A 15609-nucleotide genomic window follows, 5' to 3' on the forward strand; every position below is an offset into this window, starting at 1 on the left:
AAAAAATTAGGAGTAGCAAAAAAATGGCGAAGGCGAATTGGCCTGTACATGGAGAAATTACTGGTCCGATCGTGATGATCGGTTTCGGGTCCATCGGACGGGGTACCCTGCCCCTCATAGAGCGCCACTTCAAATTCGATAAGTCCCGCCTGGTCGTCATCGACCCGAGTGATGCCAACAAGAAACTGCTCGACGAGCGTGGCATCCGCTTCATTCAGGAAGCCGTTACCAAGGAAAATTACAAGACGCTGCTGAAACCGTTGCTGACTGCAGGCGATGGCCAGGGTTTTTGCGTCAATCTGTCCGTCGATACATCGTCGGTCGATATCATGCGCCTGTGCCGCAAGCTCGGCTCGCTCTACATCGACACGGTCATCGAGCCATGGGCCGGATTTTACAATGCGGGCGGCGACAACGCGAAACGCACCAATTATGCGCTGCGCGAAACGCTGCTGGCGGAAAAGCGCCGCAAGCCCGGCGGCACCACGGCCGTCTCCTGCAGCGGTGCCAATCCCGGCATGGTGTCGTGGTTCGTCAAACAGGCGGTTATCAATCTCGCCAAGGATCTGGGTATCGAGCACACCGAACCGGCGCGCAATGACCGCGACGGTTGGGCGCGCCTGATGCGCCAGACCGGCATCAAGGGCATTCACATTGCCGAACGCGACACGCAGCGCGCGGGCGAGCCGAAGCCGTTCGGCGTGTTCTGGAACACCTGGTCGGTGGACGGCTTCATTTCCGAAGGCCTGCAGCCGGCGGAACTGGGCTGGGGCACGCATGAAAAGTGGCTGCCCAAGAACGCCCGCAAGCAGAATAAGGGCAACAAGGCCGCGATCTTCCTCGAACAGCCCGGCGCCGATACCCGTATCCGCACCTGGTGTCCGACCGAGGGACCGCAGTTCGGCCTGCTGGTGACGCACAACGAGGCAATCTCGATTGCAGACTTCTTCACCGTGTTCGACAAGAAGGGCAAGGCTGCCTACCGGCCGACCTGCCACTACGCCTACCATCCGTCCAATGTGGCAACGCTGTCGCTCGACGAAATGTTCGGTGCCGCCGGCCAGCCGCAGGCCATCCACCACGTTCTGGAGGAATCCGAGATCGTCGACGGTGCGGATGAGCTCGGTGTCCTGCTCTATGGCCACGACAAGAACGCCTACTGGTACGGCTCGCAGCTGACCATCGAGGAAGCCCGCAAACTGGCGCCTTACCAGAACGCCACCGGTCTGCAGGTCAGTTCGGCGGTTCTCTCGGGCATGGTCTGGGCACTGGAAAATCCGGAAGCCGGAATTGTCGAAACCGACGAGATCGACTTCCGCCGCTGCCTTGAAATCCAGAAGCCCTATCTCGGGCCGCTCAAGGGGCACTATACCGACTGGACGCCGCTGGAAAACCGTCCTGGCTTCTTCAAGGAAGACATCGACACCAGCGACCCCTGGCAGTTCCGCAACATTCTCGTGCATTGATCAAAAACGGCAACCCAAGGGTTGCCGTTTTCATATCCGCTGCGTGGTTTGTGGTGCGTGGTTCGACAAGCTCACCATGAGGGAGGTTGGCGCTGTAACGCTAATCGCAAAAGCCGCAGAATATACCCTGCAATCCTCCACTTCCCTCATGGTGAGCTTGTCGAAGGGCGCACGATTGTTCTGCAATAAGACAGCTACACTCTCCCCGTTGCCACGCCCGCTGTCGCGTCTGGCTGTTGAAAGGTGGGAAAGACGGGCGGTCCATCGGGAGCGCTGAGGTCTTTGGTTGGTGTTGCGGTTGTTGCGATCCCTTGGACCACCCGCCCCGGCAATCGGTCTTGCCCAACCTGGCATGATTGGACTGAACCTCCCCGGCCTAGGGGTTCTCCCACAGGCCGAAGCGCCGATCCTTTCCCGACTTTCGAAAGTTTCCGGAAGCATTCCCGCCGGAAAGGACACGAGAAGGATAAGCGCGGATGGGAAGTGTTGGATAAGTTGGCGTTATTTTTTGAGAGGGGGGGTGAACAACGATCTGACATGGGCGCCCGCCAATGGACAACAGGGCAGTTTTGCGGAAGCCACACGCGGCGAAACTCTGCGGCTTATTAAACTTATGTCTTGTTTTTGCTTGGTTTTCACGGCATTTAAAAGGGCAACCCATCAGGAGATTGATCGGATGAAACGTATTTCACTGGCCTTCAGCGCAGCGACCATGGCAGTGGCACTTGCTGCTTGCCAGACCAGCGGCCCCATTCACGACAGCGGAGCGGTGCAGGCTTCCCGCCCGACCGACGCCGTGCAGGGCCAATGGTTTGATACATCGGGCGTTGCCTTCTCGAATTTCAACGGCGGCGTTTTCGAGACTCGCGCCAATGACACCAAGGAAAAACTGGCCGAAGGCAGCTACCGCTTTGCCTCCGCCAGCCTCATCGAGATCAACCTGCGTTCGCTTGCCCGCGGCACGCAGTCCAAGGTCAATTGCGCCCTCGTCAATCCCGGCCAGTTGAACTGCACCTCGTCCAGCGGCCAGCAGTTCTCGCTGACACGCCGCGGCGGCCAGACAGGCTGACACCATCGCCGGCCCGCGCGGGCAGCTGCGCTGGCCGGCTTTACCTTGAGCGGCAAAAACCGCCGCTCTTCCCTTGCATGCCACGCCAAGGAATGAAAGCATCGGCGCATCTGTCACACGGATGCCAACGACCGGTGACAGCATCAGGCGATCGCAACAGGGGAACAGTTCATGTCAAAAATCCTCGCCAGAATTCTGCTCGGCACCTCGGCTCTCGTCATGACCGCCGGTGCGGCCATGGCCGACTACACGCTCAACATTCTGCACATCAACGATTTCCACTCGCGCCAGGAATCAATCAACAAATATGATTCGACCTGCTCCGCCGAGGAGGAGAGCAAGAACGAGTGCTTTGGCGGCATCGCCCGGGTAAAAGCCAAGATCGACGAGCGCCGCGCCGCCCTCTCCAAGGATGGCGGCAATGTCATCGTGCTCAATGCGGGCGACGAATTCCAGGGCTCGCTGTTCTACACGACCTACAAGGGCGACGACACCGCCGAATTCATGAACGGCATCGGCTATGATGTCATGGCCCTCGGCAACCATGAATTCGATGATGGCGTCGACACGCTGGCAAAATTCCTCGGCAAGGTGAAATTCCCTGTCATCTCTGCCAACACCATTGCCGCTGACGGCTCGCCCATCGCCGGCAAGTACAAGCCCTATGTCATCAAGGAAATCGGCGGCCAGAAGATCGGCATCGTGTCGGCCATCACCACCGACACGGCGGATATTTCAACGCCCGGACCGACGGTCAAGTTCGCCGATGAGATCGAGACCCTGAAAAAGCAGGTCGAGGCGCTGAAGGCCGAGGGCGTCAACAAGATCATCGCGCTCAACCATGACGGCTATGTCAAGGACAAGCAGATCGCCGCCAGTGTTGCCGGGATCAGCGTGATTGTCGGCGGACACAGCCACACCCTCCTGTCGAACACCGATCCGCAGGCGCTTGGACCCTACCCGACCCTCGTCAAGGGGCCATCCGGCCGTGATGTGCCGATCGTCCAGGCGAAATCCTATTCCAAATATCTGGGCGAGCTGAAGGTGACCTTCGACGATGACGGCAATGTCATCAGGAGCGAGGGCGCGCCGATCCTGCTCGATTCCTCCGTGGTGCCTGATCCCGCCTATCTCGCGCGGGTCAAGGAACTGGCCAAGCCGATCGAAGCCTTGAAAGCCAAAAAGGTGGCCGAATCCAGCGGCGTCATCGAAGCGGCCCGCGAGATTTGCCGGGTGGTCGAATGCTCCATGGGCAATCTCGTCGCCGACGCCATGCTCGACCGGGTCAAGGACCAGGGCATGACCATCGCCATCATCAATGGCGGCGGCCTGCGCGCATCCATCGATGCCGGGGATGTGACCATGGGCGAAGTCCTGACGGTGCTGCCGTTCCAGAACACGCTGTCGACCTTCCAGCTCAAGGGGGCCGACGTGGTGGCCGCGCTGGAAAACGGCGTCAGCCAGATCGACCAGGGTGCGGGCCGTTTCGCGCAGGTTTCCGGCGTCAAATACGCGTTCGACGTGTCGAAACCCGTCGGCCAGCGCGTTTCCGCCGTGGAAGTGCGCGACGGCAGCGGCTGGAAACCGATTGACACGGCCGCCACCTACGGCGTCGTCTCCAACAATTACATGCGCGCGGGCGGCGATGGCTACAAGATTTTCGCCAGCAATGCCCAGAACGCCTATGATTACGGCCCCGGCCTTGAAGCCGTGGTATCGGATTATCTCGCCAAGAACACGCCCTACAAGCCCTATACGGACGGGCGCATAACCGTTCTGGCCGCAGCGGCCACACCAGCCGCAGCGGACCCGGCACCGCCCGCCAAGCCTGCGGCGCAAACAGCTGCACCGGCACCCGCTGCCGCTGCCGCGCCATCGGCCTATACGATCAAGCGCGGTGACAATTTCTGGAATATTGCCAAGCAGGTCTACGGCAAGGGTTCGGACTGGAAAAAGCTGGCGGCAGCCAATCCGCGGATGATCGTCGAGAAACTGCCCATAGGCAGCGAGATGACAATCCCGCCGCGCTAGTTCCAGCTAGGACAAACGGTCCCAGGACTGTTATTTCGACCCGGTGCAACTTGAATGTTGTGCCGGGTTCTTTCATATCAGCCTGGGTTTTACCCGCCGGAGAGCGATTTACCCCATTTTGCTGCGTCTTTTCGCGCCCTTGCAATCCCGGCCCTCACAACTAGGTTCCAACCGCAAAGCAGGAGTTGAAAGAGATGGTGATGTCTGGCGAGGTTGGTGTGGCAATAAGCAAGCCCGGCGACCATCCGCGCATCGAAACCTCGAAAGTCGGCGTGCTTCTGGTCAATCTGGGCACGCCTAACGGCACGGATGTCACCTCCATGCGCCGCTACCTCAAGGAATTCCTGTCGGACAAGCGCGTGATCGAATGGCCGCGCGCCATCTGGCTGCCGGTGCTGTACGGCATCGTGCTCAACACCCGCCCGAAAAAATCCGGCGCGCTTTATGACAAGATCTGGAACCGCGAGCGCAACGAATCGCCGCTGCGCACCTATACCCGCGCGCAAAGCGAAAAGCTGGCCGCAAGCCTCGCCGCCCATCCCGATGTGATCGTCGACTGGGGCATGCGCTACGGACAGCCCTCCATCGAAGAGGCGCTGCAACGGCTCGACAGACAGGGCTGCAAGCGCATCGTCATGTTCCCGCTCTATCCGCAATATTCGGCAACGACCACGGCGACGGTCAACGACAAATTCTTCGAGGCGCTCACCAAGATGCGCTTCATGCCCGCCACCCGCACCGTCCCCTCCTATCAGGACGAGGCTGTTTATATCGAAGCGCTTGCCGTCTCCATCGAGAAGCATTTTGCGACATTGGATTTCGAGCCGGAGGTGGTGGTTGCCTCCTATCACGGCATCCCGCAAAGCTATTTCAAGCGCGGCGATCCCTACCCCTGCCATTGCTGGCAGACCACGCGCCTGTTGCGCGAGCGGCTTGGCTGGGACGAGAAGAAGCTGATCACCTGTTTCCAGTCCCGCTTCGGCCCCGAAGAGTGGATGCAGCCCTATACGGACAAGACGATGGAAAAACTCGCCGCGGACGGCGTGAAATCCGTTGCCGTGTTCAATCCGGGTTTCGTCGCCGACTGCCTGGAAACGCTGGAGGAAATCGCTGTTGAAGCCGGCAACACCTTCCGCGAGCATGGCGGCGTCAACTTCACCCATATCCCCTGCCTGAATGATTCCGATGAAGGCATGCGGGTGATCGAAGAGCTGGTCCGGCGCGAATTGCAGGGCTGGATCTAAGCGGACGGAACGCCTGTATAATTCCCGGCTTAAGCCTTTCTGAGATCAAGACTTTGGTCTATCTTGGCTTCATCCGTATAGAGGATGATGATGCGAGATGACATTGGTCCTGATGTCAGGCAAGGGGGAGTACAATGCCGTTCAGCGGTTTCGATTTTACCATTCCGGTACTGGTTCTTCTGGTCCTGGTCGTGCTGTTTGCGGGCGTCAAGACCGTGCCGCAGGGCTATAATTACACCATCGAGCGTTTCGGCAAGTATACCCGTACCCTCGCACCCGGCCTTAACCTCATCGTTCCGTTCTTCGACCGTATCGGCGCCAAGCTGAACATGATGGAACAGGTGCTTGACGTGCCGACGCAGGAGGTCATCACCAAGGACAACGCCAATATCGCCGTCGACGGTATCGCCTTCTACCAGATCCTGAATGCACCACAGGCCGCCTATCAGGTCAGCGGGTTGAAGAACGCCATTCTCAACCTCACCATGACCAATATCCGCACGGTCATGGGCTCGATGGATCTCGACGAGCTCCTGTCCAATCGCGACGCGATCAACGACCGCCTGCTGCGGGTGGTGGATGAGGCCGCCCATTCCTGGGGCATCAAGATGACCCGTGTCGAAATCAAGGACATCAATCCGCCGAAGGACCTGATCGATTCCATGGCGCGCCAGATGAAGGCGGAACGCGACAAGCGTGCGCTGGTCCTGGAGGCCGAAGGCAACCGCGCCGCGCAGATCCTGCGCGCCGAAGGCCTGAAGCAGGCGCAGATTCTCGAGGCGGAGGGCAAGCGTGAAGCCGCCTACCGCGAGGCCGAAGGCCGCGAACGCCTCGCTCAGGCCGAAGCCAAGGCGACCGAACTCGTATCCGCCGCGATTAATGCGGGCAGCGTGCAGGCCATCAACTACTTCGTCGCGCAGAAATACACCGAGGCTTTTGGCAAGTTTGCGACCAGCAACAACCAGAAGCTGATCCTGATGCCGATGGAGGCCTCGTCACTGGTGGGCACGCTCGGCGGCATCGGTGCAATCGCCAGGGAAGTATTCGGCGATGCGGCGCAGACGGAACGGACATCGCCTCCGGCACAGCCGGGGCGCGGGCGCACCGTTCCCGGCACGGGCGGCGGGACCGGCTCGGCGACCTGACGCATCGATGGAGGAGTTGCACTGATGCTGGAACATCTCTTCTATGAACTCGGCCCGTGGAACTGGGTGGTGCTGGGTTTCATCCTCCTGATTTTCGAAGTGGCGGTGCCCGGCATCTTCCTGCTGTGGTTCGGCATCGCCGCCATCATCGTCGGCTTCCTGACGATCCTCGTGCTCGGACCGATGCTCGCCATCGGCTGGCAGCTGCAGATCATCCTGTTCCTCATTCTGTCTGTCATCACCGTCTTCATCGGCCGCAGGCTGATGGGCGCGGCTGACGTGCCGACCGATGAGCCGCTGCTCAACCGGCGCAACGAACAGATGATCGGCCAGATTGTCGTGCTGGAGGAGCCAACAGTGAACGGACACGGGCGCGCCCGCATCGGCGACAGCCTCTGGCGCGTCAAAGGCCCCGATCTGCCCGCCGGCAGCCGGGTCAGGATCACCGGCACCGATCAGGGAACGCTGACGGTCGAAGCGGCTTGATCCGGGGAAGTAAATTGCGAGGTGCGTGGTTCGACAAGCTCACCATGAGGGAAGTGGTTTGGTGCAACGCTAATCATAAACGTTGCAGAATACAGCGCTCTACAGCCCACTCCATCCCTCATGGTGAGCTTGTCGAACCACGCACCACCAGCCTGCAGACACTGAAATCAGGCGGCGCCGATCCGCAAGAGGTCGTGGAAGTGCACGATACCGACGGGGAAGCGGTCTTCCGTCACGATCAGCGCCCCGATATTGTGCTCGTTGAGCAGGGCGAGCGCGGCGCTCGCCAGCATGCTCGTCGGCACGGTTTTGGGGTTGCGGGTCATGATTTCCTCGACCCGCACCGTCACCAGATTGCGGTGAAGGTTGCGCGAGAGGTCGCCATCCGTGATGATCCCGGCCAGCGAGCCGTCATCATTATGTACCGCAACACAGCCAAAACGCTTTCCGGACAGCACTTTCATCGCATCGGGAATGAGCGTCCCAAGCGGAACCAGCGGAATCTCGTCACCGCGATGCATGATCTCGCGCACATGGGTCAGGCTTGCGCCGAGCGATCCGCCGGGGTGGAATGTCTTGAAGTCGACGGCGGTGAAGCCCCGCGCTTCCAGGAGGGCAATGGCGATCGCATCGCCCATGGCCAGTTGCAGCAGCGGCGAGGTGGTCGGCGCCAGCCCGTGCGGGCAGGCCTCGGTGACCCTGGGCAGCAGCAGGACGACATCGGCAGCCAGTGCCAGTGCCGAGTTTTCCCCTGATGTAACCGCGATAAGCGGAATGCGGAACCGCCTGGAATAGCTGACGATCCCCTTCAGCTCCGCCGTTTCGCCCGACCATGACAGGGCCAGAATGGCATCGTCGCTGCCGATCATGCCGAGATCGCCGTGATTGGCTTCGGCCGGATGCACGAAAAAGGCCGGCGTCCCGGTCGAGGCAAAGGTCGCGGCGATCTTGGAGGCGATGTGACCGCTCTTGCCGACCCCGGTGACGATGATTCTGCCCCGGACGGCGGCTATGCGTTCGATGGCCTTGCCGAAGGCATCCGCAAGGCTGCCATCCAGCGCATCGCGCAGCGCGCTCAGCCCGTCTCTTTCGGTTGAAATCGTCCGCTTGGCGGAATCCACCGCTGCGGTCTTGTCCAGTTCGCTGTCGTTTATTGCCTGCATGGCGAGAACCGTTAGCGCTTTGCCGCGCCGCTGTCCATTTTTTGTTGCGCCGCCCCCTTCAAACCCGTCCGGCGGCCCAAGCGGAAACCAGTCATTAACCATGACAGTTTACGCTCCATAAACGTTCGAACTCATTGGCAATGCTATTTATGTATCATCGGCAATCCCGCATCGGAGCACCGGCCTATCGCGGCAGCTTCACCTCTGCGATCAACCTGTGTCTGTGGACGGGGTTGATGAGCAGCGTTGCGTTTTCTGCCGGTGGAACGGCCATGGCCCAGCAGGCCGTGCCCCTGCGCGGCGCGGTGGACGAGAATGTCCTGCAAACCCAGCAGAATGCGCCGCCCGCCCCGGTGCGGCGCGCGCCTGTGGTTGCCGCTGCGCCGGCGCCATCACCCGCCACCGCGGGCGGCATTCCGTCGGATCCCTACGAACCTGTCAGCCCGGGCGCCCTGCCCAATGACGATGCGGGCGCTCCGTCGACGGCGACCGGGACGGCGAATGACACATCGCTGTCGTCCGGACCGGTGAACAACAGCCGCACGCTCAATCCGCGTCCCACCGCCACGCCAGGCACCGTTCCGCTTCCGGCCGACCGCACGACGGCAGCAACGCAGCGAACACGTCCTCTTCCACGCGCCCAACGCAACGGACAGACACCGGCCACACCAACCACCGGCAGCATTGCCGACGATACGGACGGCAATCCGCGCGTACAGCGTGAAAGCAGGGACAGCGTGTCTGAACCGGCCATCGAGCGGCGGACCGTGCGGCCGGATCCCGACCCGTTTGCACCCTTCGGCATCAGGGCCGGTACGGTCACGCTGCGGCCATCCATTTCGCAGGGCCTGCGCGCCACGACCAACGCCGACGGCAGTTCAACCGGCAAGAGTGCGATTCTCTCGGAAACACGGCTGCGCCTGCGGGCGACGACGGACTGGTCGCGCCATTCGGCCTTTCTCGATTTCGACGGTCTCTACGACAAGACGCTGTCGGGCCAGGAGTATTCCGCGCCCAATGTCGGGCTGCGCGGCGGTTTCAAGCTTGATCTCGGCGACCGCACGACCGTGACCGGCGAAGGCGGCTACCGCTACCGACAGGAGGATGCCAGCGCCCCGACGGCGGTTGTCGGCGCATCCAACAGGCCCGGCGTGCAGGAACTGGATGGCACATTGGGCATAAGGCACGAATTTGGCCGGTTCTTTGGCCAGGTGAAGGGCAAGGTCGACCGGACAACCTATGGTCAGGCCCAGTTCCCCGACGGGACGACGCTCAGCCAGAAGGATCGCAACAACACCTTTGCCAGCATCGCCCTGCGCGGCGGCTTCGAAATGTCCCCGGCGATCAAACCTTTCGCCGAAGTGGAGATCGGCAAGCTGATCTACGATGAAACGGAAGATTCCAACGGCTTTCGCCGCTCCGGTATGCGCACAGCGCTGCGCGGCGGTATCGAGGCCGATTTCGGCGAGAAACTTTCGGGCGAGCTGGCGCTGGGCTATCTGCGCCAGAGTATCGACGATGAGCGGCTGTCCAATGTCGATGGTCTGAGCGTCGACGGGGCAATCAAATGGTCGCCGCAGCGCGGCACCGATGTCAATCTTGGTTTGCTCACCCGTGTCGAAGGCGGGACAACGCCCAATGACAGCGGCTCGATCTTCTATGAGGGACGGATTGGCGTAAAGCGCCAAATCCGCTCAAACCTCAGCGTCAATGCCGAGTTGAGCGCGTCGCTGCGCGACAACAAGGATGGCAGCGGCCTCGACAAGGGCTTTGGCGCGGAAGTCGGCGCCACCTACTGGTTCAACCGCTTCCTCGGGCTGGATGTCAGCGCCCGGCACCGCGTCACACGCAGCGAGGTCGATACCCGCCAGACCAGCGAAAGCAGCGTCTATATGGGCCTGACGCTGCAGCGGTAGGACAGAGGGGGGTGATATCCCCCCCTCAACGCATCTCAAACCTTGCGCGGCTGGATGGTCTTCAGCATGTTGCCGATATTGTCGATCACACCGTTGCGGATATCGTTGCGCCACAGGGCAAACGCCACATTGGCTTCGACAAAGCCTTCCTTCGAGCCCGTATCATAAGTGCGGCCCTGGAAGTGATAGCCGAAGAAATCCTGTTCCTTGGCCAGTTTCAGCATGCCGTCGGTCAGCTGGATTTCATTGCCGGCACCGCGCTCCTGATGCTCGAGAATGTCGAAAATCTCCGGCTGCAGGATATAGCGGCCGTTGATGTAGAGATTGGACGGCGCGGTGCCCTTGGCCGGCTTCTCGACCATTTCGGTGAGCTCGAAACCGTTGCCGACATCCTTGCCCTTGCCGACGATGCCGTATTTGTGGGCTTCTTCCGGATCGCATTCCTGCACGGCGACGATGTTGCCGCCGCCCGCCTGATTATACAGCTCGACCATGTCGGCAAGGCAGCCGTTTTTCTCCGGCTGCATGATCATGTCCGGCAGAAGCAGCGCGAAAGGCTCATCGCCGACGATATCGCGAGCACACCACACGGCGTGGCCCAGCCCCATCGGCACCTGCTGGCGGGTGAAACTGGTCGTGCCGGGTCCCGGCTGGATGCTCTGCAACTCGTCGAGCAGCGCCGTCTTGCCGCGCTCGGCCAGGGTTGAATAGAGTTCGTACTGGGCGTCGAAATAATCTTCGATGACCGCCTTGTTGCGGCCGGTCACGAAAATAAAGTGCTCGATACCGGCTTCGCGGGCTTCGTCCACCACGTACTGGATGACCGGCTTGTCGACAACGGTCAGCATTTCCTTCGGGATAGACTTGGTTGCCGGAAGAACGCGGGTGCCAAAACCTGCGACTGGAAAAACGGCTTTGCGGATTCTCTTCGCTGTCGTCACAATATATTCCCCATCTCACACAAAAACTCAGTTAACATTGGTAATGGACATTTGCCCTGCAAAGAATGAAAATAGTTTGAGCTGCATAATAAACATTTTTTTCGACCGGTAATGTTCCCGCAGGAACTGCCCGTCAAATATGCATGGTAAACCAATTCCTAACTTTGATGTGCATAATTTATTGTTTGCCGGAATAGGTGGAAACCCAGTTCAAGGAGACAACATGTTCAAGAGCCCGTCGAGTTTTGCAAAGCGAATCATGATTTTGGCCGCAACCGCGAGCCTGGCTTTTGCAGTCACGGCGACGAGTGCCTCCGCCGATGCAAAGTTCCAGACATGGATTGCCAATTTCCGCACCACGGCGCTGCAGAGCGGAATTTCCGCCACGACGTTCCAGCGCGCCTTTGCCGGCGTCAAGGATATCGATCCCGAGGTGCTGCAGAAAGCCGCCTATCAGCCGGAATTCACGGCACCGGTCTGGGATTACATCGACAACCGCGTCAACGAGCATTCCATCACCACCGGGCGGGAAATGGCGCGCAAATACAGCCGCTGGCTCGCCGCCATCGAAAAATCATTCGGTGTCGACCGCAATATCCTTTTGGCGATCTGGTCGATGGAGACCAATTACGGCGAAGCCATGCAGCGGCCCGACATCATGCGCGATGCCGTGCGTTCGCTCGCAACGCTCGCCTATGCCGACCAGCGCCGGGCAAAATATGCCCGCACCCAGCTGATTGCGGCGATGAAGATCCTGCAGACCGGCGATATCGACCGCAGCCACCTCACCGGGTCATGGGCGGGCGCCCTTGGCCATACACAGTTCATTCCCACGAGCTATCTCGCCTATGCCGTCGACATGGACGGCAACGGCAAGCGCGATATCTGGACATCCGTACCCGATGCGCTGGCGACGGCCGCCAATCTCCTGGCCAAGAACGGCTGGGAATCGGGCCGGACCTGGGGTTACGAAGTGACCCTCCCGGCCGGGCGCAAATTCCCCGCTGGCTCAAAGACCATGGCGGAATGGCAGAGCCTCGGCGTGGTGCGCGCCAACGGCAAACCATTCCCGCGCGGCAATGAAAAGGCCCAGTTGAAAGTGCTTGACGGGCGCGAGGGGCCCGCCTTCCTGATGACACGGAATTTCTCCGTTTTGAAGAACTACAACAATGCCGACAAATATGCCCTTGGTGTTGGTCTTCTTGCGGATCAGATCGGCGGCGCGCCGCCGCTGCGCCGCGACTGGAATCGCCCATTCACGCCCATCTCGATGAAGGAGCGTGAAGAATTGCAGACACATCTGCGCGCATTGGGTTATTATGACGGCGAAGTGGACGGGAAAATCGGCTCCGGCTCACGGGATGCCATCCAGGCGTTCCAGAAGAAAATGGGGCTCGATCCCGATGGTCATCCCAGCAAGGAAGTGCTGACCATTATCCGCAAGCGATAAGGTTTGGAAATACGATGGATACAATGAAACGGCCGGCTCGCCTCATCCGTTGCATCGTTGTGTCCGTATCCCTCGGTGCGGCCGGCGGCCTTGTCTTTACCGACATCGCCGCCGCCCAGCAGCGCACACTGCTCGACATGCTCTTCGGCTCGCGCCGCGAAGTCTACCGCGAAAATACCGACCGGATGATCTTCGACGAAAACAACCGGCCCGTCCGCCCCTCCAAGAACCGCACGACCAAGCGGGCCGAGCGGCCGCGGCCGCAACCGGCAGCCCCCGCCAGCCAACCCTCCGCGCCGGCGGACGAACCGGTCATTCCGTCGAAACTGGCCGATGCCAAAACCATCCTGGTTGTCGGTGACTTCATGGCAAGCGGCCTTGCCGAAGGCCTCAACGCGGCCTTCATGGATTCGCCCGGCGTGCGCGTGGTCGACAAGAGCGACGGCTCATCCGGTTTCGTGCGCAGCGACCACCGCAACTGGCCCGCCACCATCGGCAGTCTGATCGACGCGGAAAAACCGGCTGTTGTCGTCGTGATGATCGGTGCCAATGACCGCCAGCAATTCGCCAACGGCCCAGCGCCGCAGAGCGAAGCCTGGACAAAGGAATATCAGGGCCGCATCAACGCATTCCTCGAAGCGGTGAAGAAAACCGGGCAACCCGTGGTGTGGGTCGGCCAGCCCTCGTTCAAGTTCAAGAACATGAGCACCGACCTGCTGGCGTTCAACGAACTCTACCGCAATGCGACGGAGAAGGCGGACGGCAAATTCGTCGATGTCTGGGAAGGCTTTGTCGACCAGGGCGGCAGCTTTACGCTGTCGGGCTTTGACATCTCCGGCCAGACCGCCCGTCTGCGCAACAATGACGGCGTCGGCCTGACCACCGCAGGCAAGCGCAAGCTGGCCTTCTATGCGGAAAAACCATTGCGCCAGATGCTGGGTAACGCCACGTCACCTGCCATCGCCGCCGTCAAGCCGGGCTCGCCCGTGCAGGCACTGCCGGAAACGTCGCAGGCACCGGTCAAGGTCGACCGCATTGCACCGATCAGCCTGAGTGACCCGGAACTGGATGGCGGCACCGATCTCCTCGGCGCCGCACCGAAAGCCGCGGCCGCCGACAAGTCGGCGCAGGACAAGCTGCTTCTCGAAGGCAAGGCGCCGGAGGCCCAGCCGGGCCGCATCAACGACTATGCGTGGCCGGCGAAGTCGGACGCGGCACCGAAATAACGGCCTGACTATCGCGGCAGAACCGACGATCCCATCAGCGCGACATCGATGGCCTGTGCCGCCTGGCGTCCCTCGCGGATCGCCCAGACGACCAGCGACTGGCCGCGGCGGATATCGCCGGCCGTGAACAGCTTGTCGACGCTGGTGCGGTAATCCTTGTCATCGGCGGCAATCGAACGGTTGCCGCGACGATCCGCTCGCATCTCCAGCGTATCGCCGAGTTCCCTGACGACACTGGTTTCGAACGGACCGGAAAAGCCGATGGCGATGAAGGCGAGATCCGCCTTGATGTAGAATTCCGTGCCGGGAACCGGCTTGCGCGCCTCGTCGACCTCACAGCATTTGACATGGGTCAATGCACCGTTTTCACCGATGAATTCAAGCGTTGCCACCTGGAACTCGCGGTCCGCGCCTTCCGCCTGCGAGGAGGACGTGCGCATCTTCGTCGCCCAATAGGGCCAGACGCTGAGCTTGTCTTCCTTTTCCGGCGGCTGCGGGCGGATATCGAGCTGGGTGACCTTCACCGCGCCCTGGCGGAATGCCGTGCCGACACAGTCGGAGGCGGTATCGCCGCCGCCGACGACAACCACATGGCGGCCTGACGCCACAATCGGATCGCTCGGCCAGGCCACGGATTCGATGTTCTCGCGGCCGACGCGGCGGTTCTGCTGCACGAGATAGTTCATGGCATCGTGGACGCCGTCGAGATCGGCACCCGGAATGCCCGCCGGACGCGGCGTTTCGGCGCCGCCGCAATAGAGCACCGCATCATAGGTATCGAGCAGTTCCTGCACCGGCTTGTCGATGCCGACATTGACGCCGTAGAAGAAGGTGACGCCTTCGCCTTCCATCTGCGCCACGCGGCGGTCGATGAAATGCTTTTCCATCTTGAAATCGGGAATGCCGTAGCGCAGCAGGCCGCCTGCACGGCTTTCGCGCTCGTAGACATGCACTTCATGGCCCACGCGGGCAAGCTGCTGTGCCGCGGCCAGACCGGCCGGGCCGGAGCCGATGACGGCCACTTTCCTGCCGGTCTTCGATGCCGCAGGCTGCGGGATGATAAAGCCCTTTTCATAGGCCTTGTCGGCAATCGCCTGTTCCACCGTCTTGATGGACACCGGCACGTCTTCCAGGTTCAGCGTGCAGGCTTCCTCGCATGGGGCCGGGCAGATGCGGCCGGTGAATTCCGGGAAATTGTTGGTGGAATGCAGGTTGCGGATCGCCTCGTCCCAATTGTCGTTGTAGACGAGATCGTTCCAGTCCGGAATCTGGTTGTGGATCGGGCAGCCAGTCGGCCCGTGGCAGAACGGGATGCCGCAATCCATGCAGCGGGCCGCCTGCTTCTTCACCTCGCCATCGGTCATGGGAATGGTGAATTCCCGGAAATGACGAATGCGGTCAGACGCGGGCTGATACTTTCCGACCTGCCGGTCGATCTCGAGAAAACCTGTAACCTTACCCATAAAACTGCT

General features: G+C 60.9%; 12 protein-coding genes. 9 read left to right on the top strand and 3 right to left on the bottom strand.

From position 1 onward, the window contains the following. The first annotated feature begins 23 nt into the window (after nt 1–23). The 6 genes from AC1Q5O_RS11295 to AC1Q5O_RS11320 all read left to right on the top strand — a co-directional run bounded on the left by AC1Q5O_RS11295 (nt 24) and on the right by AC1Q5O_RS11320 (nt 7441). A complete protein-coding gene (locus AC1Q5O_RS11295) occupies nt 24–1466 on the top strand; it encodes a homospermidine synthase (protein WP_492562983.1) in 1443 nt (480 codons plus the stop codon). A 676-nt stretch (nt 1467–2142) separates the two neighbouring features. Then, nucleotides 2143–2535 (top strand): outer membrane lipoprotein Omp10, encoded by a 393-nt coding sequence (omp10, locus tag AC1Q5O_RS11300; protein WP_464661455.1) that lies wholly within the window; start codon nt 2143–2145, stop codon nt 2533–2535. A 171-nt stretch (nt 2536–2706) separates the two neighbouring features. Beyond that, entirely contained in the window at nt 2707–4566 is a 1860-nt protein-coding gene (locus AC1Q5O_RS11305) for a 5'-nucleotidase C-terminal domain-containing protein (RefSeq protein ID WP_492562985.1), read from the top strand. 200 nt (nt 4567–4766) lie between these two features. Beyond that, nucleotides 4767–5810, top strand: a complete 1044-nt coding sequence (gene hemH / locus AC1Q5O_RS11310) for a ferrochelatase (RefSeq protein WP_492562987.1) — start codon at nt 4767–4769, stop codon at nt 5808–5810. Nucleotides 5811–5944: 134 nt separating this feature from the next. Beyond that, complete coding sequence (locus tag AC1Q5O_RS11315; protein ID WP_346306411.1) at nt 5945–6955, top strand: SPFH domain-containing protein; 1011 nt, start codon at nt 5945–5947, stop codon at nt 6953–6955. Between the two features lie 24 nt (nt 6956–6979). Continuing rightward, nucleotides 6980–7441 carry an NfeD family protein gene (locus AC1Q5O_RS11320; RefSeq protein ID WP_492562988.1) on the top strand — a complete coding sequence of 154 codons (462 nt, stop codon included), beginning with the start codon at nt 6980–6982 and terminating at the stop codon, nt 7439–7441. 167 nt (nt 7442–7608) lie between these two features. Here AC1Q5O_RS11320 and AC1Q5O_RS11325 read toward each other — a convergent pair whose 3' ends face one another. Continuing rightward, the gene (locus tag AC1Q5O_RS11325; RefSeq protein ID WP_223615980.1) at nt 7609–8604 is read right to left on the bottom strand and encodes a KpsF/GutQ family sugar-phosphate isomerase; all 996 of its coding nucleotides are present in this window, start codon (nt 8602–8604) and stop codon (nt 7609–7611) included. A gap of 236 nt (nt 8605–8840) precedes the next feature. On the opposite strand from AC1Q5O_RS11325, the gene AC1Q5O_RS11330 reads away from it, so the two are divergent. Further along, nucleotides 8841–10520, top strand: a complete 1680-nt coding sequence (locus tag AC1Q5O_RS11330; protein WP_492562989.1) for an outer membrane beta-barrel protein — start codon at nt 8841–8843, stop codon at nt 10518–10520. Between the two features lie 35 nt (nt 10521–10555). On the opposite strand, the gene galU is transcribed toward AC1Q5O_RS11330, so the two are convergent. Continuing rightward, a complete protein-coding gene (gene galU / locus AC1Q5O_RS11335; protein WP_223615970.1) occupies nt 10556–11461 on the bottom strand; it encodes a UTP--glucose-1-phosphate uridylyltransferase GalU in 906 nt (301 codons plus the stop codon). Nucleotides 11462–11684: 223 nt separating this feature from the next. Between galU and AC1Q5O_RS11340 the strand changes: the two genes are divergently transcribed. Then, the gene (locus AC1Q5O_RS11340; protein WP_492562991.1) at nt 11685–12911 is read left to right on the top strand and encodes a lytic murein transglycosylase; all 1227 of its coding nucleotides are present in this window, start codon (nt 11685–11687) and stop codon (nt 12909–12911) included. Nucleotides 12912–12934: 23 nt separating this feature from the next. After that, on the top strand, nt 12935–14137 hold the full coding sequence (locus AC1Q5O_RS11345) for an SGNH/GDSL hydrolase family protein (RefSeq protein WP_492563158.1): 1203 nt from the start codon (nt 12935–12937) through the stop codon (nt 14135–14137). Nucleotides 14138–14145: 8 nt separating this feature from the next. On the opposite strand, the gene AC1Q5O_RS11350 is transcribed toward AC1Q5O_RS11345, so the two are convergent. Further along, on the bottom strand, nt 14146–15600 hold the full coding sequence (locus AC1Q5O_RS11350) for a glutamate synthase subunit beta (RefSeq protein ID WP_492562992.1): 1455 nt from the start codon (nt 15598–15600) through the stop codon (nt 14146–14148). Between the last annotated feature and the right edge of the window lie 9 nt (nt 15601–15609).

The sequence above is a fragment of the Phyllobacterium sp. MT110 genome (assembly GCF_058792715.1).